Genomic DNA, 22,307 nt, shown 5'->3' on the forward strand with positions numbered 1-22,307 from the left:
GTTCATCAAAGAACTTGAAATCAAAAGAATTAAAGGCTGACTTGATGTTTAGTGAAAAATCTTGTATCATCAGTATCAACTGACGATTGAAAAGGAACAGTGTTAGAGGGGTAGGATACTTTAACGGGCTGTTTCTTTTCTTTTTCCTTTCTAAATATTTTACATGATTATCATACTACAATCAGATCATAAAAACAGGTGGAAGATTATGCCGTCACAAAAGGCACATTTTCCACCTGTTTATTAATTTAATTTGCGGTTTTATTACTTTTTATTATGGGTAGAGTTTGCGGTTTAACAGACAAGCTCACAAAGGGAAAGGATAAAATCGCTTTTCAGCGACAGGGGGCTTTCGTCCTCGGAATAATTGAGGTTCAAGTCCATAGGGTTCACAAAGTCCCTGCTTGTGGGGGAGATTTTCACTACCTGCCCGCCTAAACGGTTGACAAGCGGCGCATACTCGGCTTCCGGGTCGCATATCAGGATACAGTCCTTTTTGTCTGCCACAAGGAATACGTTAGTGATCTCACGCTTGGCAGAAAAGCTCTTGCCGCTTCCCGGCGTTCCCAAAATCAAGCCGTTAGGGTTTTTGAGCTTCTTCCTGTCCGCAAGTATCATGTTGCTTGAAAGTGCGTTCAAGCCGTAGTAGAGGGCTTCCCCGTTCTGGAAAAGCTCCTGCGTGGTAAACGGCACGAAAATAGCCGTGCTTGACATGGTAAGCCCCCGCTGTATGGGAATGTCATTCAGTCCCAAAGGCAGGGACGACACAAGCCCGGCTTCCTGCTGATAGTCAAGGCGCACAAGGGAACAGTTGGCTTTCTGCGCCACGCCCGCCGTCTGGAATATCTGGTTTTCAAGCTGCTGCCTGTTGTCCGCAAGGTTTACCACAAGGAACGTGAGTAAAAACATTCGCTCGTTGCGGCTCTGCAAGTCCCGCAAAAGGTCTTTGGCGTCCCCGCCGTAGGTGGCAAGGTCGGACGGTATAATATCCATGTCGTAGCCGCTGCGTACCGCCTTTTTCTGCTCGGCTATCTTCATTGCGTCAAGGTCGGTAATCTTGCGCTTTACCGTCTTTATGGCTTCGCTCTGGTCGATACTGCGGATATGCAGGTTTACTAACAAATGCCCCTCTACGTTCAAGAGGTCGGCAAGCAGGCGGTCATTGAGTTCCGGCGCAAGTATCTGTAAGAACGATACCGCCCCGGTCTTGTCCCCCATGTTAAACATTCGCCCATTCTTAAATGCGAATGAGGGCGGTGCGATAAAGTCCTTTGTGGAAAGCCCGGACGGTACAAGCCATTTCCAGTTGAACATGAAACGCCTGTCCCCGTCCGGGTGGAAAATGCCGTGCAGCACTTCAAGCCGTTCTTTCCCGTCAAGGGGCTTGTTTGCCGCCCCTAAGACTTTGAGGTGGTTCAATATGTCCGTTTCCAGTCTGGAGAGCCGTGATTTTGCGTTTTTAAGGCTGTCGGCTTCCAGTGTGAATGTAAGGTACTTTTTCTTGATAAGCCCGTTGTTGCCCTTTGCAAGCTGATTTTGCAGCATGGCGGCGTATTCCTCCCGCACATCATCAAAACCGTCCTGCTGCGGCGGTATGGCGATACTCTTTGCAAAGTCCCCCTCCCCGGCGACACGGTTTATAAAGGTAAGCTGCAAACCCACGGAGCTGTCAAGTGAGTTGTAGAAGTCGCAGAGGGCTTCAAAGGTTGCGGTCTTGTCGTCCGGCTGTGCAAGCTGATAGTTGATGTCGGAAAACTCAATGCTCTTGGAGAAAAGACTGTCCTTTACCCGGCATATCCCGTCCGGGTACATGGTTTCATACGGGATTGTCTGCTGTGCGGTGTGCTTTTTCCCGTCCCCCTTTGCCTGCCGCATGAGGGCGGCTATCTCTTTTTTCTCTGCCCGTGAGAGCTTTATTTTCTCTTTTGCCTGCTGTTTTTGCGGTCTGTCTTTGATAGCTTTTTTTCGCAATGGCTGTTACCTCCCTGTTAAGTTTCCGCTGTTTTTCCAAAACGGCGTAATAGTTTGCTGTCTGGTAGGGTCGTTCCTTTGGCGTGAGGAAAAACACCTTGATGATGTTGCCTAAAATGGTTTCAAGGGGCTGCCCGTGCTTCTCATACATGGCAAGCATGAAAAAGGGCAGCATGACAAGCACCATGATAAAGGTCGCTGCGCTCTGTGGTACGCTGTCCTTAATGAGAAAGAAAAGCGGGACACCCACAACTGCCGCCGCACCAAAACACACAAGCTGCCGCTTGGTAAGGTTTAGCGCAACCTTGCTCTTTACTTTCGTTAGGTCTTTGGGTACTGTGACGTATGCCATTTGTTACCTCCTTTCGCTTGTTAGAATGGCTGCTTTTTTACATGATGTAGGACACCCGCCATTTAGTCATAGACAAGTTAGACTACTTTTTCAGAGATACTTTGTTTTGGGGAAATAGCTTTCAAATGCTGATTTTTCAATGGTTCTCTGAAATCTTTCCTTTATTTCTTGTCATAAATTGCAGAAAAAACTAAAAAAGTTTTTGGCATGATGATATACAATTCATTATCGTGCATATTATATAAGTGTAAGTGACAATATTTGACAAAGGAGAAATGCCTATGACATTACTAATTTTGGGACTAGCCCTAATTATATTGATTTTGGTAATTGTACTTTGCTCTATCCGCAATTCAGATATTTTGGAATTGGAGATTGAGGTAATTCGTCCGTGGAAATTCAAAATAAAAATAGTAAAAAAGGACAAGCCCGCTGCAAAACGAAAAAAGCATAGATCAACATAAAGTTTCTGCTTGTATTACATATTGGCTTGTAAAAATAAAACTGTTGCTAATGTGCGTGGAAAATGCTCTTTGCAATGCTTCCCGTCTTAAAGAGGGAAAAGCAGAGTATCACGGTATAGGCGGCTATGCTGAAAATGGCACTGTGCAGGTTCGCCGCTATTGTCATCTGGTTTACAAGCACGGCGTAAATGCCAACGCATACCATGATGAAAAAGCCCTGTACGCCCAATGCGAACAAGCCTTTTAAGTAATTATTTCCAATGCTTCCCCATTCCCGGTTCGTCATGGTGGCAAAGGGGATAGGCGCAACGGAGCAGGTCAGATATATCTCTATCATTCTGCCGTAAAGGATAACCGTAATCAGCACGGACATTATCTTCATGCACATACTGACAAGGGCGGTTTCCATTACAAGTAAGAGTAGCTCGGGGACTTCCAGTGTTTCCATTGTGGCGGTCATGGTGTCAAGCGTGGCGGCAACGTCAATGGCGGTGTTGGTGTTTATCACGCCCGCCGCATTGTTCACTAAATGCTGTCCCACGTCAAAGACTGCCATAGTAATGTCAAAGACGTGCGTAACAAGATAGACGGCTACCCACGCCTTGAACACATATTTGAAAAACATGAACGTGTCTATGTCATGCAGGCTGTTCTTGTCCGTAATCATGCCGATCAGCTCCACGCATAGGACATAAGTAATGACAATCCCCGCTATGGGGAGAATGACGGTCTGTGAAAGGTTCTGTACCATGCTGAAAATGCCGCCATTCCACCCCTGCGGGGTCTGCCCTACCTGCGCCGCTATCGTGCTTACTTTGTCGTTCACGTCCCCGAACATATTTGACAGGTTTCCGTTAATCGCACCGATTAAGAGTTCCTTTAGCCATTCGTTAATGGCTTCAAATATGCTCTCCATAAGCGGCTACCTCCCGGATTATCTGAACAGCCCGGAAAGCAGCGGGATTAAGGTCGTGCCGATAAGCGCAACGCCGCCGCCCGCCATAAGCTGTTTCATGCCCTGTGATTTTGCTGATGTGCGATAAAGAAGTAATAGAAGTGTAAAAAATTTTGCCGTTCCTATCCGGCACTTGGCCATTGTGTCGGATAGGTCGGGCGTTAGGCTTCGGGCAAGTCAATTTTGCCGACAAAGCTGTAATAAATCTCAATGTCCTGCCTGCGGGTGCCGTTCTCGTCATAGCTGCACTCATGCACGACGATTTTCTCAATCATTTCCCGCAAGAGGGTGGGTGTCAATTCCTCAAAGGCAAGGTGCTTGCGGACAATCCCCATGAATTTCTCGGCGTTAACGGTGGCCGCCTGCGACTTGTCCAGTTCCGCCTGCAATGCGGCGGTGCGGTCTTTCAGTTCCCGCTGCTCCTGCTCATAGTCTGCCGACAGTTCCATGAAACGCTCGTCGCTGATTTTGCCGTTCACATTGTCCTCATACAGCCGCTTGATAATGCGGCTCACTTCGGCAATCCGCTCCTGCGCCTGTTCAAGCTGCTTGGTGGCTGCGGCGGTCTTTCTCTTGCCGCCGATTTCGTTCTGCTGGATCAGCAGCTTTACAAAACGGCTCTCGTGCCTGGCAGCATACTCCGTCACTTGCCGGAGATTGGAGAGGACACCGGCGGTCAGCAGGTCGGTGCGGATAAAGTGCGCCGTACAGTCGCGGGTGCGCTTCTTGTAGCTGCCGCAGATGTAACAGTCCTGCTTGCGGTTCTTGTTCTGATACCGCTGCTGGTACATCACATGGCCGCAGTCGGCGCAGAACAGCATACCAGAGAACAGCCCCACTTCGTCATAGCGGTTCGGGCGTTTGCGCTGCTTGCGTAACTCCTGCACACGCTCCCATGTTTCCGTGTCAATAATCGGCTCATGGTGGTTCTCAAAAATGGCCTGCTTCTCAATGGGATTTTCTACGCTGTGCTTGGTCTTGTAAGAGGGCTTTTCCGTCTTGAAGTTTACCAGACAGCCGGTGTACTCCCGGTTTTCGAGGATATGAACGACGGTGTTCGTCGCCCATTTACACTCATAGCCGGGGTGGTAGCGGCGTGTGCTGCCTGTCCTGCGGTATTCCAGCGTCCCCGGCGTGGGGATTTGCTGTTCCGTCAGCATACGGGCAATCTTGGTCGGGCCGTTCCCCGCAAGGCAAAGCTGGTAAATCTGCTGGACAACCGGCGCGGTTTCCTCGTCAACGATATAGTTCTCGTCCTCGTCCATGAGGTAGCCATACACCGGCTTGCTGGTAACGGGCTTGCCGCTCATGCCTTTTGCTCTTTTAACTGCCTTGATTTTCTTGCTCGTATCTCTCACCAGCCATTCGTTGAACAGATTTCGCAGAGGGGTAAAATCATTGTCCATGCCGCCGTTTGCGCTGTCCACATTGTCGTTGACAGCGATAAAACGCACGCCCTTTTGAGGGAACAGCATTTCCGTGTAAAACCCTACCTGCAAGTAGTTTCGCCCTAACCGGCTCATGTCCTTGACAATGACCGTACCAACTTTCCCGGCTTCAATGTCCGCAAGCATGGCTTGAAATCCGGGCCGCTGGAAGTTCGCGCCGGAATAACCGTCGTCGGTGTACCAGCGCAGATTGGTAAAGCCGTTCTGTTTTGCGTAGGTTTCGAGTATCCTTTTTTGGTTCGATATGGAATTACTCTCGCCTTGCAGCTCGTCCTCATGGGACAATCTCGGATAAAGGGCGGTAATGAGGTTTTGGGTGGCTTGTCTTAACATAAAATCCTCCGTTTCCGACAGCCAGCCCCACTATTCCGTGGTTTCATTGTACCACGGAACAGCGGGGGCTGTACAGCGGCAAAAGCGTTAAATTTGCTTCTTTACAGTCGGTCAAATTGCCGGTTTTTGCGTAGCAGCGGCTTCCGCTTCCAGTACCCGCGCCATTTTGTCGGCGGCGGTGGTCGTGGTATCTTTCTTGAAATAGCCGGACACGACAAGGACGGAATTGCCCATGCGGATTTCCGTCACGCAGTCGGGGCGGCGGGCGGTGCGGGTGTCGTGCTGCTTGTTATCTGCCATAGGCAATACTCCTTTCAGTCGGTAATCAGTTTCTTCATGCTCTCCATTTTCCGCTTGGCGGTTTCCTGCCGGAAGTTGTCGCCGGTAAAGCGTACCGGGACGCACATGGAAAGCAGCCGGTCATAAATCCGGGAATGGGCGGTGTCCTCCGGGTTTCGCAGGTCGTCCAGCGTGAGGTTGGTCGTGACGATCAGCGGCTTGCCGCTGCGGTAACGGCTGTCAATCACATTGAAAACCTGTTCCAGCCCGTAGTCGGTGCCGCGTTCCATGCCAAAGTCGTCAAGGATCAGCAGCGGATAGCGGCAAAGGCGGGAAATGTACTCGTTGCGCCCCTCAAAGCTGGCGGCAAGGTCATTGAGGATCAGGGCAAAGTTCGTCATGTGGACGGGGATTTCTTTCTCCATGAGGGCGTTTGCGATACAGCCCGCAAGGTAGCTTTTCCCGGTTCCTACGCCGCCCCAGAACAGGCAGCCGATATTGTCTGTCCGCATATCCTCCCAATGCTCCACATACCGGCGGGCAAGCCCGGCCTGCGGGTTCCTGCCGTTGTCATTCTCGAAAGTCCAGTCCCGCATGGCGGGGTCGGTAAAGCCCCGGCGTTTCAGTTCTTCCACGGTGTCAAGGTGCCTGCGCCGCTTTTCGGCGGCTTCCCGTTCCTCGCGGGCGGTTTTCTGGCAGTCGCACTCTGCCGGGTGGCGGTCGCGCCCGAAGATAGCGGCCTTATCCGGCGCAAAATAGGCTTCTTTCGGCTTGCGGCACTTGCCGCAGTACAGCAAACCGTCCTCGCCGGTGTAGTCCTCCGGCTCCGGGGTGGTGGCCGTCATATTCTCCAAAACAGCGTTGATTTCGTTCTTCATAAACTCTCGCCCTCCTTGCATGAGTAGTCTGGTATGCCCTTTTTCGGGGCTTTCTTAGTTGCGTCCTCCTGCGCCCATTTGTAGATGGTGGCGGCATGGCTCTTGTATCGCTTGCCGCTGGACGCGATATGGCAGGATAGCCGGTCAATGTAATAGTCCCATTTGCCGGGCAGGTCTGCTTTCAGCCCGTCCAGTTCCGATTGCGAAAGAAAAACATTTTCATACCGGCCATAGGCGGCGCGGGCGGGTTGTCCCGTATCTAACTCTCGCTCTCTCTCTTTTTCTATCTCTTTCTCTATCTCTATCTCTGGTGGACAAATGTCCGCTTGATATGGTGGACATTTGTCCGCCCCGGCCTTTGGCAAGGCTTTCTGCTCCTGCAAAGCCAGCCTTGCCCGCCGTTTTCGCTCCCCCTCGGTAGAGGATTGGCCGATCAGTAGTTCAATGTTGCTCATATACAGTGCGCCGTTCTGTAACGGCTCCACAAGCCCCAGCTTCATAAAAATCTGCAAGGCCCGTTCTACGGTGCCGACTTGCTGACGGGTAATGGTGGCAATCATCTGCGCGGTGTAGGGGATATTTTCATCAAGCTGCAACTTCCCGCCGTTTTTCAGCGATTTCAGGTACAGTTTCAAGAGGATGTTGGAATAGAGGATACCGTCCTGCATACTTTCCAGCAGCACAATGGCGTCCTCGTCAAAGTAATTCTCTTTCAGCTTGAGGTAGTAGTATTTTCGGTTGTCTGACATGGTTCCTCCTTTGGGTGGATTTGGGGTGTTTGTACGCATTTAGAACGCCGTTTCCGGGGGAAAAGGATAAATGTATCGCGTACCCTTTGACACCCACGAAAAAAGCCTTGATTTATGCGGGTTTGAAAGGCTCTAAAGCGTGACATCTCTGCCTTTGTTTCCGCTTTCTCTCGGCGGCGCGGATTTTCTTCATGCGCCCGGCGCAGTCGGGGCAGTATTTCCCCCGGTTGGATTTGGGGACAAAGGCCGCTCCGCAGACGGCACACCGTTTCCGGCTCCCCCGGTATAAGAGGGCTGCGGACAGCTCCCCGTCAAGGGGCAGGACAGCCACACGGAACCAGCGGCACATGAGGGAAAGGGAAATGCTCTGGACGCACACGCAAGGCTCCCCGTCGTCTAACAGCAGGCAGTTCCCCTCGTCGTAGTTACAGCACTCATGTACCAGCCGCCGCGCCCGCCGGTGCTGGCGGTAGTCCATGCGGGGCAGGTTATCGCTCATGGCTCTGCTCCTTTCTGCGGTGCGGCTCGTCCCGGCGCAAAATCTGGTTGATATTCCGCTTGACGGTCTGCAACTCCTTGAACCGCTGCTTCTGTTCGTGATAGGTGTTATACAGGCCGTCTTTCTCGGAGATAAGCTGCTCGATCTCGGCCTGCAACGCTTTCCGGGCGGGCAGCTTGGTAATGCCATGCGCCTTGAAATACCGGGGGGCTGCGTCGGCTATGATAAAATCGCTCTCATGGGCCTGCCGGTATGCGGCGCGGGCTTTCTCGGATTTCTGCGCTTTCAACCCGTCGCGGGCGGGCTTGGTCTGGGCGTAGGCCAACACCTGCCGCTGCAACTCCTTTTTCCCTTGCAGCTTGGTTTCCAGTGCTTTCAGTTCGCCGCTGGTCTGGCGCATTTCCGCATAGGCGGTATCAACGGCGGCTTCTAACTGCTCCGGGGAAGTAAAGCCGTACTGCTGGTAGACGGACAGCGTTTTGGCGGCCTGCTTCAGATTGTGTATCTTCGCCCAGCGTTCATAGCCCCGGCCTTTGCCCTCGGCCATTTTCTGCTCAATGTCTACAAGCCGCTGCACTCCGTCCTGTTTGGGGGCGGTTTGAGGGGCTTTTGCGGGCTGTATGCCGCGTTTCTCCTGCCAGGGGTATTCAGGTATGGCTGCGGCCTTTTCTATGGCTCTGGCGGCATTCTGCTCCAAAACGGCAAGGACGGCGGTGCGGTCAAAATCGTCGCCCAGCTTCCGGGCGGTGATGGGCTTTGTCCTGTCCGGCGTGAGATAGGACAGCCGCCCCCGGCTCTCCTTGACGGTCACACCCTCCCGCAGCAGCAGAGAGGAAAACTCGTCAAAGCTGGCGGCGGTGGCAAGGGCTTTCCGTATGGTCTGCCGCAGCTTTTCCTTGTTCGTTTCAAACTTGGTCTGCCGGGGCGTGATACCATCGGCAATCATGGGGGCGTTCTGCTTGTCCAGCGCGGCTTGTCCCTTTTTCTGCGCCCAATACTCCCGGTCGGTGATGCGGTTCTTGCTGCCGTTCAAGAGGTCGATTTGGTAAAGCCCCTCCCGGTGGCACATCTCCATGACTTCGGATTTGAAGTAGCGCAGGGCAGCGTCGGTACATCGGTGCTTGCAGCCGGCTTTCGTGTCGGCTGGCCTGTCCATGTAGGGCAGGAACGGCACTTCCTCAATCCGCAGGCTGTTTATGACGATATGCACATGAATGTTGCCGCTGTGGTTATGCCCGTCCGGGTGGGTGCAGACAAGGGCTTGGTGGCCGGGGAAATGTTCTTTACAGAATTGCTCCCCCAACGCCTGCGCCCGGTCTACGGTCAGGCCGTTGTCCGGCCCGTCCCGCGGGTCAAAGCTGATGATGTAGTGGTGGCTTTTCACATCTTCCCGCCGCTGGTTTTTCTCATAGCGGAGATTGGCCCGCATACACGCAACGGCAAAATCCTCCCCGCCGCAGTTCAGCGTAGACAGCCGGTAGTCCTCGCGGGGGATAAGCCTGCCGGTTTCATCAAGGACGGGCTTCATGGTAAATTCGTCATGCTCAAAGAGCAGGTATTGTTCGGCGGCTCCGTAGTCGGCGTTTTTAGAGTTGATATGTTTGAGTGTTGCCAACCGCGTCACCTACTTTCTTTAAGACTTCATACTTGAGGGCGGCAAGGTCGGCTATGGCGGCGCGTACCTCGCCGGACAACGCATGATAGGGCGCGCCGTACTCGTTCAGATACCGGGCAATCTGGTTGAGGTTGCCGCCGATCCTGCCGTACTCGGCTGCGAGCTTCCCGACAGCGGAGAGCAGTTCGTCATTGACCGACGACACATGGAGTACGGGGCGTATGGTGGTACGCCGGATCGCCTGCCGGAGAAATTCCGACTGGCTGATACCATAGGGCGCAAGCCGCGCTGTGAAGTCGGCGTATTCATCTTCGGTCAGCCGGGTTTTCACAACGCGGCTGCGGTGGGGTGTGTTGTATTTTTTTCGCATGGTCGTGACCTCCTTTCTTGCCGCATGAGCGCGGCGGGGATAAGCGGCGCAAGCCGCATAGCAGGGTTTGGGGAAGGCACTCCCCAACAAGTTTCCCGCGAGGGGCAAAACCGCAGAATTGCGGATTTTGGCACCGTGGTAGAAACTTGCTCTAAGTAAGCCGCAGACTGGCCCTGTCCGGGCTTTTCCGTACATAGAGCGAACAGGGCGGGGCTTTCAGCCCGCTGTTCGCTGCCTTTTTTCTTTCGCCAATATTACTCCGCAGAGGGGCTTTGCTACCCGCTGGCTGCGCTATTTTTCTTTTCCGCTAAAGATACATTTGAAAAGCCGTCAGCTACCCGCTGGACAGAGATTTTTCAAAATTTCTTTTGCCTTAGTAATCCGGGAACGGGGATTTTGGCAACCGGCGGGACAGAAAAATTTTGCTTTCACTTCCTACAACGGAGAGATTTTGAAAATGCCAAATATCCGGGCGGGAAAATTTCTCCCCTCATTTACTACTACAACCGGCAGGGGGCAAAATGGCCGGGAGCCAGAACGGGCAACAAAAAAAGCAGCAAATCTTTTTCAGACTTACTGCTTTCGCTGGTCGCCGGTGGCGGCTGGTATTCAGTTTTGAAAGTTTAGGGCTGGCTGGTATGACGATAACGCGTTTAGCAAATAAAAACTTCTCATCTCAAATCAAAAAGAATACTTTCATAGTCCTTTACAAAATACTTTATATTTGTGCGTCCTTTCTGAATAATTGTGTGGCCTTCCGCTTCCAACTTTTCCTTTTGTGCCTCTACACCGCCGGGATATTTTGCGTTCAATTCCCCGTTTGCCTTTAAGGTTCGCCAATACGGGGTTTCATCTTCAGAACGCTGGTAACTCGCCCATGCTGCAATAGATACAAAAATCCCGGCTGTAATAGGCTCTGTGAAATCCGCTCCATTCAGTTTAGCAAAATATTCACGGATTTTTCCGACAGTGATTACTTTGCCATAAGGAATTAGTTTCATCACTTTATCATATTCGATTGGTGGGGCAAAATACATTCTGCTTCCGCCATATTTCTCAATGCTTTTCTGGTCGGTAATAATCTGAAATTTAGGCATATCCTTGCTATCATGTAGCATGGCATTAAAATCTTTTTTATCTTCATTCGCCATCTCTCAACACCTCCTGCCTTAATTATAGTGGAGCAGATTATTCCATGCAATGAGACGGTTTGAAAATCAGCTTGATTTTTTTCTTGTCTGACATTGGATATAACTCAACGGTCAAAGCGAAATTTGAACAGCGCGGCAATGAGCCGCTGCTTCACATAGTCCTCCACCTCGGAGTTGACCTGTCCGTTTATTTTGGAGAAGTAGCGGATATATCCGGCGTAGTGGGAAAGAACCGTGTCGATTGCGTCCGGGTCGCCCTCATGGGCTTTAACGATTGTTTCATAGGGGAGAAGTTTACTCATGGTCGTTTCCCTCCATGAGCTGGCTGGAGAGGACAGAATGAATGTCATTTGAGTACGTCCGTTCTCGGAAACATATCCACTTCGCTTTTGGCACTATCGGTATACGGGAACATATCCAATCTCTCTCTGGAATGTATACCATACTTTTAAAAGGCAGAATAGCATTTTAACTTATGCTACCCTACCTATAACTAAACATTTACAGTTGCATGTGGCCTATTGTTTTTAGCCGTTAAATATTTTATAACTATTAAATAGCGATACAAATTGTTCGAAACTAATATTGTTTATATCATATATTCTCGCATGTTTTAAAGCTTTATTAAATTGATTTTTTGTAAACAGTTTTTCATACTCTTTGTTAACCCATTTCATTACAAAAGTTTCATATTTTTTTCTCTCTTTAAATGCCATTTTTGCTGGCTTTCTTTTTAATACAATTAATGCGCTATCCACTTTAGGTTTTGGATGGAAATAATACCTAGGAATTTTTGCTAATATAGAAATATCTACCTCTGCCATTAACAGCAATGCTAGTGATCTGTTTGTATCTAATAACCTTTTAGCAAAACCATATTCCACTATTAAATAACTTATTGTGGCTGAACTTTCAAAAACAATTTTTCGAATTATATTTGTGCTTATGTTGTAAGGTATGCTGCCAAATATTTTATATGGATTGTGGCTAGGAAATGTAAATTTCAGTATATCATCATTTACTATTTGATAGTTAGGATAATTTAAGAGCTTATTACGAGTTACCTCACATAATTTAGAATCAATTTCTATCGCCGTAACAAAATTACATCTCTTTACCAATTCAGCAGTAAAATGACCTTTCCCTGCACCTATTTCAAAGATGTTATCTTTTTCATCTAAACTTATGCAATTCATTATTTTTTCTATGTGATATTTTGAAGTAATAAAATTTTGACTATCTTTTATATTTACTTTGTTCATTATAACCTCTCCTTAAAGGTAAGCGCCTAATATAAGGGTATCTGTTCGCTTGGTCATATATTTGCCATAATAGTAGTAATCACATATGCCAGCATTTTACTCTATGATCCGGCGCTAGGATCTAGCAGTAAGCAAGCATTTTACTACAATTATGGAGGTTACATTTATGCAGACAGAAAGACGAACTGCCGATGAGCAATACCGGCTCATCATGGAATGTCGCAGCAGCGGACTAAGCGATTTTCAGTGGTGCAACGAGCACGGGATCAAACCCGGTACATTCTACAACTGGGTCAAGCGGCTTCGCAAAAAATCCTGCTATGATATTCCGCCGGCAACAGGCCGGGGAGGCTATAAGCCTTCGGAACAACAGGATGTTGTCAAACTTGAAATCGTTGACCAGCCTGTTCTGCACGAAGAGACACCACAGCTTTTAAGCGTGCTTCCGGATCATACGGATACAAACTGTATGGAAGCAACTGCTGAGACCAAACTCGGCTCCGCCCTGATCAGGATTTCAAATGATATAGATCCGGCACTTTTAGCACAGATCATCCGGTCTGTGGGAGGTGCATCATGCTAGGCGACATTACAGCTGCAACAGATATTTATATCATTTGTGGCTACACCGATATGAGAAAATCAATCGATGGTCTGTGCGCCATCATCAGAGACCAGCTTCACTTTGAACCGGAGCATACCACCGCGCTCTACCTTTTCTGCGGCAGACGCAATGACAGGATAAAGGCACTCCTTCATGAGAATGACGGTTTTGTGCTTTTATATAAACGCCTCGATCATAACACCGGAAAATACCGGTGGCCACGTAACCGTGACGAGGTGAAAACCATTACATGGAGGCAGTTTGACTGGCTCATGTCCGGTCTTGAGATCGAGCAGCCAAAGGCAATAAAAAGTGCCTGAAACGCTTGATTTTTCTAGGCTTTTGCACCTGTTTATGGTACAATAGAAGTATCAAAAAACGGAGCAGAAGACCATGCCTTCAGGAGTAAAAGATATCCAGCTCTTAGAGCTTAAGGATACAATCTCACAACTGAATAAAACAATCAGCACTCAGAACGAACTCATAAGTTCATTGCAGAAGATGCTGGAAGAACGCAATGCGAAGGACAGTGAAAAAGACCTTCTGATCGCGAATCTCCAGTCTCAGCTTGCGTATCTTAAGAACAAGGTCTTTGGCTCAACCAGTGAAATACGCCATGACCAGCTGGACGGACAGCTGAATCTGTTCGGTACACCCGTCGGTGATGAAAAGCCTGCGGAAGTGATCGAACCGGAAGTGATCAGCGTCAAGGGGTATACCAAAGAGCGGAAACCCAAGGCAACCTATGATGACAAGTATAACTCTGTGCGCTCCATTTGTAAACATTTTTTTACGGATATAGTAGGACTGTCTATCAAATTTTTCTGTGTTTCTTTACGACACATGAGCATTTGCGCCGGGGTTGTCGTTGCCGTAGCCCTCTAAGAGATTGATAACGCCCCATACGCCCAGACCTGCGCCCAATGCGATAACAAGTGTCTGCAAAACGCCTACTGCTGAATTAAAAAATGCCATAAAGTCCTCGCTTTCTGCCGCTATGCGGCTCTGAAAAATATGTTTTATGGTTTTTGGGTATGAAAAAAGCCGCCTGTGTCGGCGGCTGTCCCCACGCTGCGTAGGTGCTGCGGCGTGGCGGTATTCAGTTGTAACGGGGTAGTGCGTCCCGTGGTGGGCGCACGAACCATGTACCCGGTGTTTACGGTCTTGATGATGATTGCCTCCTTTAAGGCTTTATGCCCTTATGAATGAAAGAAAGAGGGGGTGCGGTTTTCTTCGTAGCCGCCCGGCGTTGTGGAACTGTGTATAACTGGCTTGCATTTTTGCGTTGTGGGTAACGCTGTTTGCAGGACGTGGGAAAGCAGCACTTCCGCTTTTCCATGTGCTGTGAATGGCGTTATCCATGACGCAATAGCCTGTTATGCACATTTCCATGACGCAAAGCTCTTGTCCCTGTGCCTTTTTTCTTATCCCCGGCACTATTGCGGGAGAAGCCCCCGGCGTGTGACATACTCGGTTGCATAGCGGCGGGTTTCGTTGTCCCGTTCCTGCCAATATTCCCGCAGGGCGGCTTCTGCGTTGTCGGCAACATTCATCAGAAACCTTTCAAGCCCGCTGTCTTTTTTCCCCGTGTCCTGTTTACTCATTCTCTGTGTCCTCCTGTAAATCTGCCCCGTCAATCTCGTAGAGGTCAAAGGGGTCGTCCGGCTTGATGATTTCCGGGCGGCGTTTCAGATACTTTTCAATGTCAAATTCATTCTTCTTGTCAAAATCGGAGAGGAATTTATATCTTGGGTGCTTCGTAATGTCGAATTTATCACTGAAAAAGGGACGTGCGCCCCGTACCTGCAAGATACATTTGCCGCCGTCCATGACGGCTATTTCATCTTGGCTCATAAGCTCTTTGCCTAATTTCTGGTAGTTCAAGCCGTAGGTCTTTTCACGTCCCCGGTTCTCGGAAGTGTTGTATAAATCAATGGTTTCTTTCCCTAAAAGCTCTGACATTTCCTTTAGCGTGGTTTTCTCCTTGCCGCCTAAGAAAAGGGTGGTGTCGCAATTCCCTATAATCGTGTCGGCGTTGTCCTTGTAAATGGCTTTTAGCTGTGACTGGCTCTGCAAGATGATTGACGCAGAGATTTCCCGGCTTCGGATTGTCGCAATCAGTTTATCGAATTTTGGTATCTGCCCTATGTTCGCAAATTCATCAAGTAAGCACCTTACATGGACGGGAAGTCGCCCGCCGTATACATCATCTGCCTTGTCGCATAAGAGGTTGAATAGCTGTGTGTAGAGAATACTCACGACAAAGTTAAAAGTGTCGTCTGTGTCGCTGATAATGACAAACAGGGCGGTCTTTCTGTCGCCTATGGTGTCAAGCTCCATTTCGTCTGTTTCCATAAGCTCCCGTAGCTCCTTAATGTCGAATGGGGCTAATCTTGCACCGCAGGAAATGAGGATAGAGCTTCGTGTCTTTCCTGCCGATAACAGGAATTTCTTATACTGCCGGACGGCGAAATGCTCCGGGTCTTTTTCCTCCAACCGTTCAAACATGAGGTCAACGGGGCTTTGAAATTCCGGGTCGTCCTCACGGGCTTCACTGGCGTTTATCATGTCAAGCAGCGTGGTAAAATTCTTTTCTTCCTCCGGGGCTTCATAGTGGATATAACCGATAAGGGCGCAGTAGAAAAGCCGTTCCGATTTTACCCAAAAATCCTCGCCGGATTTCTCCCCGTCGCCTTTGGTGTTGGCGATAATGGTATTGACTAACTTCAAAATATCCTTTTCACTCCGCAGGTAAGCAAAGGGGTTGTATTTCATGGATTTTTTGAAGTTAATCGTATTCAGTGCTTTTATCCTATATCCGAACCGCTGTAACATTTTTCCTGTTTCCAAAATCAGTGTGCCTTTCGGATCAGTGACAATGTACGAAGTCGGGAAATCTTTTGACGTACATTGCATAAGTGACGGTTTGACGAAAAAGCGTGTCTTTCCGCTTCCCGAACCGCCGATTACAAGGATATTTTTATTTCTTGCATATTTGGGGCTTTTGGGTCGGCTGTTCATGGTAAGCCGTTCTGTCTGCGTGAGGGGGATATTATTGTCAAATACCGGGTCTATGTACGGTTTTATGTCCTCTGCCGTTCCCCAACGTGCCGAACCGTATTCAACTCCCTTGCGGTACTTCTTGGCGTTCTTGCCTTTCATGTAGACGGCAATCCGCAGGATAACCGTCCCGGCAACGCCGATTAGAAAGTCCTGTCCGTTAAGGCTTGGCAGGGGGCTTTCAAAGGCGGCTGTTATGCCCTGCATGATGTTTAGCAGCTTCCCGGAGAGGTCAGCCCCCGGAGAGAGCCGGAACGCTTCGCCCACTTTCATAAAGAGCCACACAAAGAGCAGGTACGGCGCATTGAGGATAAGCAGCTTTTTGATGTTCGGTTTCATAATTCCCGCCCCCTGTCCTTGTTTTTTACTTTTTCCCTGTTCTGGTTCATCTGTTTAGCCTTTTCCTTAAAGGCGGCTAATGCCTTGTGTATGGACGGCTTTTTCTCCCTGCCTAGCTGCTTTGCTGCAAACTCCTTAAAGGCTTCCGTCATAACGTCCACGTCCCGTCCCTTGAAGAAAACAAGGTAGCGGGGCGGTTCTTCGCCCTTGACTTTCTTTAGGCTGTAATCAAGCCCGTATTTCTTGGCTATGGGTTCAAACGCCTTTATGTTAGCGTCCGTAATCTCCATACTGGAAACGCCCGTGTTCTGCTTCATAAGGTGCTTTAAAGTCTGTTTCCCTTTGTACTGCTTGGGTGCTTTGTTCTTCCGTGCATTTAACATTTTTCTGATAGCCTTTTGTAAGACTTCGGCGGTCAGCTTTGCCGTTTTGATTGAGAGTGCAACGGTCTTTTCGTTGATCTGCTCCTGCATGGTGTGTCATTCCTCCTTTCTTGTGTCAGAGTAGTGCAGGCGGCGGGCATGGAAAAAGGGGCAGCCGTTGTTTCTGGTCGCCCCCTTATCTGTGTCTGCTGTCCCGTACCTGCAATCCGTCCAGTACGTCCGTCTTGATACCCACTAAGTACCATTTCTGGTGCAGGTTCATTTCAATGCGTGTCGCCCGCCACTGTTCCCCGTCAAAGACTTCAAAGCATTGCCCGCAATGCAAGCCCCCGTAATATTCATCAAGCCCAAAGCGAATGTCATGGCGTCCGCTTGCCTTGTCGTAAACTAATGCGCCCGGTCTGATATTCATGGTGTGCCGTCCTCCTTATTCTGGAAAAATGCGCCCTCTGCCATATCGTGGGCGACAAGGGCGGTGTAATAGCTGTCAATGGTGTTTGGTGCGTTGAAAAGAACCGCAAGCAGGTATTTCTTGATGTTGCGTATCTTGGTGGTATTCTGGTGCATACAGTCAATCACAAACTGGATATGACTGCTGTTCAGTTTCATAAACTTAGACTTTACAAGCTCTGCCGGGTAGTCGTCCCCGGCAATCCGCACCACCTTGCGGCGGGTGCAGACGGTTTCAAGCATGAGGGAAACAATCTCGTCAAGCATACCCCGGTCAATGTTCCTGTCCTGTATCAGATAGGCGTATTCGATATTGTCCTTTATGACTTCTTAATAAGCCCGTACTGCGTCCATGTTGGTGTATTCGTTTCCTTTCCGTTCCGGCGTAGCCGTTCCCGTTGTTAAGGGAGTGGAAAGGATAGGAATGGAATGGTTATTTAATAAATCTTTATTTTGTAAATCTTTACTTGATAGTTCTTTATTTAATTGCGTTGGATTTTCCTGCATAGGGTTTTCCAATGTTGGATTTTCCGATATAGGCTTGTCCTGTGTTGGATTTTCCAATGTTGGCTTTGTCGGCACTGGAAATTCATGTATCACATAATCAGCCGCCCCTAGCTGTCCTTTTTCGTTCCGCACTCTGGTACGGGTCACATAGCCCGCCCGTTCCAGTTCCCGCACGGCTTCCCGGATAGCGTCTATCCCCTCCCGGTTGATTTGGGAAAGCCCTTTTAAGGTGTAGTCCCATTCTTCGGGCAGGGATAGCATTTGAGAGAGAAGCCCTTTTGCCTTTAGGGACAAGTCGGGGTTGCGTAGGTGGTGGTTTGACATAACCGTGTAATTCTGGTTTTTCTCCACCCGGAATACTGCCACGGTATCAGCCCCCTTTCGTTTGAAATTGGGTAAAAAAATAGACGCTCATGTTTGAACGTCTATCTGAAAAATGATATTGAGGTCTTATGTATTTTGGGATATAGTTTGGATAAATCTGAATGTACTCCATTGCATTTTTATTGCATTATTTTTCTTTTTTATAGTGGTTTATAGGGTCTAATCTTTTTTGAAAATGCCTTAAAATCAACGATTTTTGCTTATAACCTGTACTGTCGGTCTGGAGTTCGAATAACTATTAGAAGAAGCGAAAATATCGCTTCTTTTTTTAACGCTCTTTTTAAGTAAATTGTTGCTTTAGGTTATCTTATTCAGCAAAAATTCCATAACGATATGTTATGTGATATTTATCTGAGTTTAAGTAAAGATATTTGTCATGTTTAACACAATCTATGTGCTTCAGATACAAAACATATATAAATATCATGAAAAGTTTGTTCATTAAATATGTGGCTTATGCCATACATTATAAAAGTATCAATTTTTTTACAGGTTGATACCTTTAGTAGTATGTAGAAAATATTTGTTTATAACTGTAAACGTTTCATTGATATTAAGTCCTAAGGACTTATGTTATCATGTAGTCATGAGAATAAAATAACAAGGAAGGATGCAAATTTTATGAAATATTCAAAATTATTTAGTCCAATAAGAATTGGAAGTATAACTATTAAAAATTGATTTGCGATGGCTCCAATGGGACCTTTAGGTCTTGCAGATGCCAATGGCGGCTGGAACCAGCGTGGCATTGATTATTATGTAGAAAGAGCAAAGGGTGGAACTGGACTTATTATTACAGGTGTCACATTTTTTGATCAGGTTGTGGAAAAACAGGACCCTTCAACTGATCCTAATCCACTTTACAAGCCTGTTAATTTTGTGAAAACAAGTAGAGAAATGACAGAGCGAATTCGTGCATATGGAAGTAAAATCTTTTTACAGTTATCAGGAGGCTTTGGTCGTGTGACTATTCCTACGAATGTAGGTGATATTCCACCCATTGCACCATCTGCAATTCCACATCGCTGGTTAGATAAGACTTGTCGTGCTATTACTTTAGATGAAATTCATGTTATTGTAAAACAGTTTGGTGAAGCTGCTTTCCATGCAAAAAGAGCAGGTTTTGATGGTGTGCAGATTCATGCTGTACATGAAGGTTATTTAATTGACTCATTTGCGATTTCAATGTTTAACCAAAGAACTGATGAATATGGAGGTTCTCTTGAAAACAGACTTCGTTTTGCAAAGGAAATAGTAGAAGAAATTAAAAAAACATGTGGTGATGATTTCCCTGTTACACTTCGTTTTAGTGTAAAAAGTATGATAAAAGATTGGCGTGTTGGGGCATTACCAGGAGAAGATTTTGAAGAAAAGGGCAGAGACACAGAAGAAGGCTTAGAAGCTGCTAAATTACTTGAAAGCTATGGCTATGATGCGTTGGATACTGATGTTGGAACATATGATGCCTGGTGGTGGAATCATCCTCCTATGTATCAAAAGAAAGGACTTTACAGAGAATACTGCAAAATGGTAAAAGAAGTAGTAGATATCCCAGTATTCTGTGCAGGCCGTATGGATAATCCAGACATGGCGTTAGAAGCTATTGAAAATGGTGAATGTGATATTATTGATCTAGGTAGACCTTTGCTTGCGGATCCAGATTATTGTAATAAATTAAGATGTGGTAAGATCACACAGATACGTCCATGTATTTCTTTCCATGAAGGATGTATGGGAAGAGTTGCTTCATATTCTCTTCTTAATTGTGCTGTAAATCCACAGGCAGCTAGAGAGCGTGTTAATGCATATGAGCCTATTTTAAAGAAAAGAAAAAGTTGATTGTAGGTGGTGGTGTTGCAGGCTGTGAAGCTGCACGTGTATTAGCTATCAGAGGACATCAACCAGTAGTTTATGAAAAAGGAAGCAGACTTGGCGGTAATCTAATTCCAGGTGGAGCTCCTGATTTAAAGAAGATGATATTGCATTAGCAGATTGGTATACAAATGAATTAAATCGTTTAGGCGTACATGTTCATTTGAATACGGAACTTAATGAAGAAGAAATTAAAGCTATGGATTATGATACTGTGATTCTTGCGACAGGATCTAAACCAAAAGTATTCTCTTTGAGGGATGATTCACATATTTATACAGCAGAACAAGTTTTATTGAAACAGAAGGATGCTGGCAAGAAAACTGTCATTGTAGGTGGCGGACTTGTAGGTTGTGAAACTGCTTTGTGGTTTGCGCAGAATGGAATTCATGTTACAATTGTTGAAGCATTAGATAAGGTAATGGCTGTAAATGGTCCACTTTGTGCTGCGAATAAAGAAATGTTGGAAGCATTGCTACCATTTAATGGAGTAGAAATTATCACAGGTGCAAAGGTTACAGAATTTGCGAATGGAGAAGTGAAAGTAGATACTAAAGAAGGTAGCAAGACTATTATGAGTGATAGTGTTATCCTTTCAGTTGGATATAAAGAAGAGAATACACTTTATAATAATCTTCAGTTTGATATTCCTGATCTTTATTTGCTTGGAGATGCAAAAAAAGCATCCAACATCATGTATGCAATCTGGGATGCATTCGAAGTAGCTAACCATATTTAATAATGATATGAAGGTGACTGGTGATTTGAATTGGGTGATATAAAGAATTTTATATATTTTCAGAAAGTATATGAAATGCATAGAGCAGCTGAACATTTATTTATTTCTGCACAAGGTCTTGGTAAAATCATTAAGAATCTTGAACACGAGTATAACACCACTTTTTTCGTTCGCTCTCAAAATGGTGTTATTCCTACAGATAGTGCAAAATTATTTTATGACTGGAGCAAAGAATTTATCTTGCAGGATGCTCATATTAAAACTGAAATAAATAATCTTAATAACGGAATAAATCGCTTACGCATTGGTTGTGCAAGTGGTATCTTAAAGGCTATTCAACTTAAGACAATATTAGATTTTCAAATTCAAATAAAACTCTTCATGTAGAATGGAGTGAGTAGAGTAATGAAGAAGTCATAAATAAGCTTCTTAATTATGATATTGAGTATGGTATTGTTGTTGGACTACATGATTATCCTAATTTAGAACAAGTAAAATTATGTCAATGTAATCTTGTTTTATATGTATATGAAGGACATCCTTATTATGAGAAGGAAAAAATCCCTCTAGATATGCTGAGGGATGAAGATATTATAATAATGAATGAGAGTTTTCATATATATAATGATTTCATTAAAGCCTGTAAAATAAAGGGGTTTACTCCAAACATAAAAGCAAAAACCATGGATGGCGGAACCTTGATGCATTTATGTAGACAAAAAACAGGAATTGCGATTTCACCAAAATTTGAAGATGAAGCACCAGCAGGATTAAACGCTATTGCATTTGAAGAGCCCTATCATTAGGATATTTATGGTACTTTTAGAAAAAAATTCTAAAGAAGATTCAATAAAAAAACTTCAAGTCGCATTATTGCCGCAAATCTAATTAAAGGTTTGTTTGAAACTATATAAAAAATCGTGTGAACAAAATTGATTTACACGATTTTTTTATTGCGACGAATACTGTATTAATGGAGATATGATGCTATTCTTGGACTTATTTCTTAATTTAGGAAATACATTGAGAGAATGAGTAGAATATATACAATAGTAATTGTTAAGAAAAGGAGGAGTTTCTGATGAAAAAAGCAGCTGTTTTAGTGGCTCCTGGATTTGAAGAAGGAGAAACACTAACAATCGTTGATATTATTCGTAGAGCAGATCTACAATGTGATATGTTTGGATTTGATAAGGTGGTAGAAGGAGGACATGAAATCAGTGTTCAATGTGATAAGATTTTGAATCGTGAAGTGACTGATTATGATATGGTTATTCTGCCAGGAGGATATGATGGAGCAGTAAATCTGAAAGAGAGTAATGAGGTCATAGCAATTCTTCATGAAATGAATAAGAAAGGAAAGTATATCTGTGCTATGTGTGCTGCCCCAATTGTTTTAGAAAAAGCAGATCTTCTAATGAATAAAAACTATACTGCATATAAAGGATATGATCAGAAAATAAAGCAGGGACACTATCTGGAGGATAAAGTTGTCATAGATGGAAACATTGTTACTAGTAGAGGACCTGCAACAGCATATGCTTTTGCATATAAGCTTGTTGATTTATTAGGTGGAGATTCATTAGCTGTAAAAAACAGAATGGTATATTTCAATGCATTTGATGTGAAGGAGGATGAATAAT

General features: G+C 46.4%; 28 protein-coding genes and 4 pseudogenes. 12 read left to right on the forward strand and 20 right to left on the reverse strand.

The features are described from left to right. Window positions 1–300 precede the first annotated feature (300 nt). A pseudogene (locus ACFOZZ_RS03185) lies at window positions 301–1,875 on the reverse strand (VirB4-like conjugal transfer ATPase, CD1110 family); the annotation flags it as partial. Next, window positions 1,817–2,323, reverse strand: a complete 507-nt coding sequence (locus ACFOZZ_RS03190; protein WP_129175358.1) for a PrgI family protein — start codon at window positions 2,321–2,323, stop codon at window positions 1,817–1,819. The gene ACFOZZ_RS03190 and the pseudogene ACFOZZ_RS03185, both read right to left, overlap by 59 nt. On the opposite strand from ACFOZZ_RS03190, the gene ACFOZZ_RS03195 reads away from it, so the two are divergent. Together ACFOZZ_RS03195 and ACFOZZ_RS03200 are read left to right on the forward strand one after the other, a co-directional pair. Further along, window positions 2,310–2,441 (forward strand): HD domain-containing protein, encoded by a 132-nt coding sequence (locus tag ACFOZZ_RS03195; RefSeq protein ID WP_160220458.1) that lies wholly within the window; start codon window positions 2,310–2,312, stop codon window positions 2,439–2,441. The genes ACFOZZ_RS03190 and ACFOZZ_RS03195 overlap by 14 nt on opposite strands. Before the next feature lie 163 nt (window positions 2,442–2,604). Further along, window positions 2,605–2,787 carry a hypothetical protein gene (locus ACFOZZ_RS03200; RefSeq protein WP_160220459.1) on the forward strand — a complete coding sequence of 61 codons (183 nt, stop codon included), beginning with the start codon at window positions 2,605–2,607 and terminating at the stop codon, window positions 2,785–2,787. 46 nt (window positions 2,788–2,833) lie between these two features. Here the strand turns inward: ACFOZZ_RS03200 and ACFOZZ_RS03205 are convergent, their stop codons facing one another. From ACFOZZ_RS03205 to ACFOZZ_RS03245, 9 genes and pseudogenes are all read right to left on the reverse strand, one after another. Beyond that, window positions 2,834–3,703, reverse strand: a complete 870-nt coding sequence (locus tag ACFOZZ_RS03205; protein ID WP_129175362.1) for a VirB6/TrbL-like conjugal transfer protein, CD1112 family — start codon at window positions 3,701–3,703, stop codon at window positions 2,834–2,836. Window positions 3,704–3,721: 18 nt separating this feature from the next. After that, window positions 3,722–3,817 (reverse strand): annotated as a pseudogene (locus tag ACFOZZ_RS03210) (Maff2 family mobile element protein); the annotation flags it as partial. A gap of 86 nt (window positions 3,818–3,903) precedes the next feature. Next, the gene (locus ACFOZZ_RS03215) at window positions 3,904–5,523 is read right to left on the reverse strand and encodes a recombinase family protein (RefSeq protein ID WP_074754402.1); all 1,620 of its coding nucleotides are present in this window, start codon (window positions 5,521–5,523) and stop codon (window positions 3,904–3,906) included. A gap of 111 nt (window positions 5,524–5,634) precedes the next feature. Then, the gene (locus tag ACFOZZ_RS03220) at window positions 5,635–5,823 is read right to left on the reverse strand and encodes a transposon-encoded TnpW family protein (protein ID WP_020995296.1); all 189 of its coding nucleotides are present in this window, start codon (window positions 5,821–5,823) and stop codon (window positions 5,635–5,637) included. Between the two features lie 14 nt (window positions 5,824–5,837). After that, window positions 5,838–6,680: an ATP-binding protein gene (locus ACFOZZ_RS03225; protein WP_074754404.1), complete on the reverse strand. Its 843-nt coding sequence runs from the start codon at window positions 6,678–6,680 to the stop codon at window positions 5,838–5,840. Continuing rightward, window positions 6,677–7,429: a phage replisome organizer N-terminal domain-containing protein gene (locus ACFOZZ_RS03230; RefSeq protein WP_074754406.1), complete on the reverse strand. Its 753-nt coding sequence runs from the start codon at window positions 7,427–7,429 to the stop codon at window positions 6,677–6,679. The genes ACFOZZ_RS03225 and ACFOZZ_RS03230 overlap by 4 nt, the downstream gene beginning before the upstream one ends. 112 nt (window positions 7,430–7,541) lie before the next feature. Beyond that, window positions 7,542–7,928, reverse strand: a complete 387-nt coding sequence (locus ACFOZZ_RS03235; protein ID WP_004452819.1) for a cysteine-rich VLP domain-containing protein — start codon at window positions 7,926–7,928, stop codon at window positions 7,542–7,544. Continuing rightward, window positions 7,918–9,543: a relaxase/mobilization nuclease domain-containing protein gene (locus tag ACFOZZ_RS03240; RefSeq protein ID WP_075704893.1), complete on the reverse strand. Its 1,626-nt coding sequence runs from the start codon at window positions 9,541–9,543 to the stop codon at window positions 7,918–7,920. Before ACFOZZ_RS03240 ends, ACFOZZ_RS03235 begins: the two co-directional genes overlap by 11 nt. Next, complete coding sequence (locus ACFOZZ_RS03245) at window positions 9,515–9,913, reverse strand: plasmid mobilization protein (protein WP_002584975.1); 399 nt, start codon at window positions 9,911–9,913, stop codon at window positions 9,515–9,517. Before ACFOZZ_RS03245 ends, ACFOZZ_RS03240 begins: the two co-directional genes overlap by 29 nt. 396 nt (window positions 9,914–10,309) lie before the next feature. Here ACFOZZ_RS03245 and ACFOZZ_RS03250 point away from each other — a divergent pair, with 396 nt between their 5' ends. Next, window positions 10,310–10,540 carry a hypothetical protein gene (locus tag ACFOZZ_RS03250; protein ID WP_158024444.1) on the forward strand — a complete coding sequence of 77 codons (231 nt, stop codon included), beginning with the start codon at window positions 10,310–10,312 and terminating at the stop codon, window positions 10,538–10,540. A gap of 44 nt (window positions 10,541–10,584) precedes the next feature. Here ACFOZZ_RS03250 and ACFOZZ_RS03255 read toward each other — a convergent pair whose 3' ends face one another. The 3 genes from ACFOZZ_RS03255 to erm(G) all read right to left on the reverse strand — a co-directional run bounded on the left by ACFOZZ_RS03255 (window position 10,585) and on the right by erm(G) (window position 12,326). Continuing rightward, a complete protein-coding gene (locus tag ACFOZZ_RS03255; RefSeq protein WP_075704894.1) occupies window positions 10,585–11,064 on the reverse strand; it encodes an MGMT family protein in 480 nt (159 codons plus the stop codon). A gap of 104 nt (window positions 11,065–11,168) precedes the next feature. Beyond that, entirely contained in the window at window positions 11,169–11,366 is a 198-nt protein-coding gene (locus tag ACFOZZ_RS03260) for a helix-turn-helix domain-containing protein (protein ID WP_075704895.1), read from the reverse strand. Window positions 11,367–11,591: 225 nt separating this feature from the next. Further along, entirely contained in the window at window positions 11,592–12,326 is a 735-nt protein-coding gene (erm(G), locus tag ACFOZZ_RS03265; protein ID WP_014387027.1) for a 23S rRNA (adenine(2058)-N(6))-methyltransferase Erm(G), read from the reverse strand. Window positions 12,327–12,492: 166 nt separating this feature from the next. Here erm(G) and tnpA point away from each other — a divergent pair, with 166 nt between their 5' ends. From tnpA to ACFOZZ_RS03280, 3 genes are all read left to right on the forward strand, one after another. Beyond that, complete coding sequence (tnpA, locus tag ACFOZZ_RS03270) at window positions 12,493–12,909, forward strand: IS66 family insertion sequence element accessory protein TnpA (RefSeq protein WP_376814688.1); 417 nt, start codon at window positions 12,493–12,495, stop codon at window positions 12,907–12,909. Beyond that, window positions 12,903–13,250, forward strand: a complete 348-nt coding sequence (tnpB, locus tag ACFOZZ_RS03275) for an IS66 family insertion sequence element accessory protein TnpB (RefSeq protein WP_075704897.1) — start codon at window positions 12,903–12,905, stop codon at window positions 13,248–13,250. The genes tnpA and tnpB overlap by 7 nt, the downstream gene beginning before the upstream one ends. A 181-nt stretch (window positions 13,251–13,431) precedes the next feature. Then, window positions 13,432–13,815, forward strand: coding sequence for a hypothetical protein (locus ACFOZZ_RS03280; protein ID WP_376814699.1), 384 nt, complete (start codon window positions 13,432–13,434; stop codon window positions 13,813–13,815). Here ACFOZZ_RS03280 and ACFOZZ_RS03285 read toward each other — a convergent pair. From ACFOZZ_RS03285 to ACFOZZ_RS03310, 6 genes and pseudogenes are all read right to left on the reverse strand, one after another. Next, window positions 13,777–13,905, reverse strand: a pseudogene (locus ACFOZZ_RS03285) (Maff2 family mobile element protein); the annotation flags it as partial. The gene ACFOZZ_RS03280 and the pseudogene ACFOZZ_RS03285 sit on opposite strands and share 39 nt — an antisense overlap. Window positions 13,906–14,366: 461 nt before the next feature. After that, window positions 14,367–14,534 (reverse strand): hypothetical protein, encoded by a 168-nt coding sequence (locus ACFOZZ_RS03290; protein ID WP_164991043.1) that lies wholly within the window; start codon window positions 14,532–14,534, stop codon window positions 14,367–14,369. Further along, window positions 14,527–16,329, reverse strand: a complete 1,803-nt coding sequence (locus ACFOZZ_RS03295) for a VirD4-like conjugal transfer protein, CD1115 family (RefSeq protein WP_129175364.1) — start codon at window positions 16,327–16,329, stop codon at window positions 14,527–14,529. Before ACFOZZ_RS03295 ends, ACFOZZ_RS03290 begins: the two co-directional genes overlap by 8 nt. Further along, on the reverse strand, window positions 16,326–16,802 hold the full coding sequence (locus tag ACFOZZ_RS03300) for a PcfB family protein (RefSeq protein ID WP_376814689.1): 477 nt from the start codon (window positions 16,800–16,802) through the stop codon (window positions 16,326–16,328). Before ACFOZZ_RS03300 ends, ACFOZZ_RS03295 begins: the two co-directional genes overlap by 4 nt. Window positions 16,803–16,887: 85 nt before the next feature. Further along, entirely contained in the window at window positions 16,888–17,118 is a 231-nt protein-coding gene (locus ACFOZZ_RS03305; RefSeq protein ID WP_376814700.1) for a DUF5348 domain-containing protein, read from the reverse strand. Window positions 17,119–17,120: 2 nt separating this feature from the next. After that, a pseudogene (locus ACFOZZ_RS03310) lies at window positions 17,121–18,035 on the reverse strand (DUF6017 domain-containing protein). 714 nt (window positions 18,036–18,749) lie between these two features. Here ACFOZZ_RS03310 and ACFOZZ_RS03315 point away from each other — a divergent pair. From ACFOZZ_RS03315 to ACFOZZ_RS03340, 6 genes are all read left to right on the forward strand, one after another. Next, window positions 18,750–19,892, forward strand: coding sequence for a hypothetical protein (locus tag ACFOZZ_RS03315; RefSeq protein ID WP_376814690.1), 1,143 nt, complete (start codon window positions 18,750–18,752; stop codon window positions 19,890–19,892). Then, entirely contained in the window at window positions 19,889–20,041 is a 153-nt protein-coding gene (locus ACFOZZ_RS03320) for an NAD(P)-binding protein (protein ID WP_376814691.1), read from the forward strand. Before ACFOZZ_RS03315 ends, ACFOZZ_RS03320 begins: the two co-directional genes overlap by 4 nt. A 47-nt stretch (window positions 20,042–20,088) precedes the next feature. After that, complete coding sequence (locus ACFOZZ_RS03325; protein ID WP_376814692.1) at window positions 20,089–20,664, forward strand: FAD-dependent oxidoreductase; 576 nt, start codon at window positions 20,089–20,091, stop codon at window positions 20,662–20,664. A 30-nt stretch (window positions 20,665–20,694) separates the two neighbouring features. Further along, window positions 20,695–21,051 carry a LysR family transcriptional regulator gene (locus ACFOZZ_RS03330; protein WP_376814693.1) on the forward strand — a complete coding sequence of 119 codons (357 nt, stop codon included), beginning with the start codon at window positions 20,695–20,697 and terminating at the stop codon, window positions 21,049–21,051. A gap of 29 nt (window positions 21,052–21,080) precedes the next feature. After that, the gene (locus ACFOZZ_RS03335; RefSeq protein ID WP_376814701.1) at window positions 21,081–21,470 is read left to right on the forward strand and encodes a LysR family transcriptional regulator substrate-binding protein; all 390 of its coding nucleotides are present in this window, start codon (window positions 21,081–21,083) and stop codon (window positions 21,468–21,470) included. Window positions 21,471–21,745: 275 nt separating this feature from the next. Further along, complete coding sequence (locus tag ACFOZZ_RS03340) at window positions 21,746–22,306, forward strand: DJ-1 family glyoxalase III (RefSeq protein ID WP_055233926.1); 561 nt, start codon at window positions 21,746–21,748, stop codon at window positions 22,304–22,306. Window position 22,307 lies beyond the last annotated feature (1 nt).

This window comes from Catenibacterium sp. GCM10023432 (assembly GCF_042651925.1).
GTDB lineage: Bacteria > Bacillota_I > Bacilli_A > Erysipelotrichales > Coprobacillaceae > Catenibacterium > Catenibacterium mitsuoka.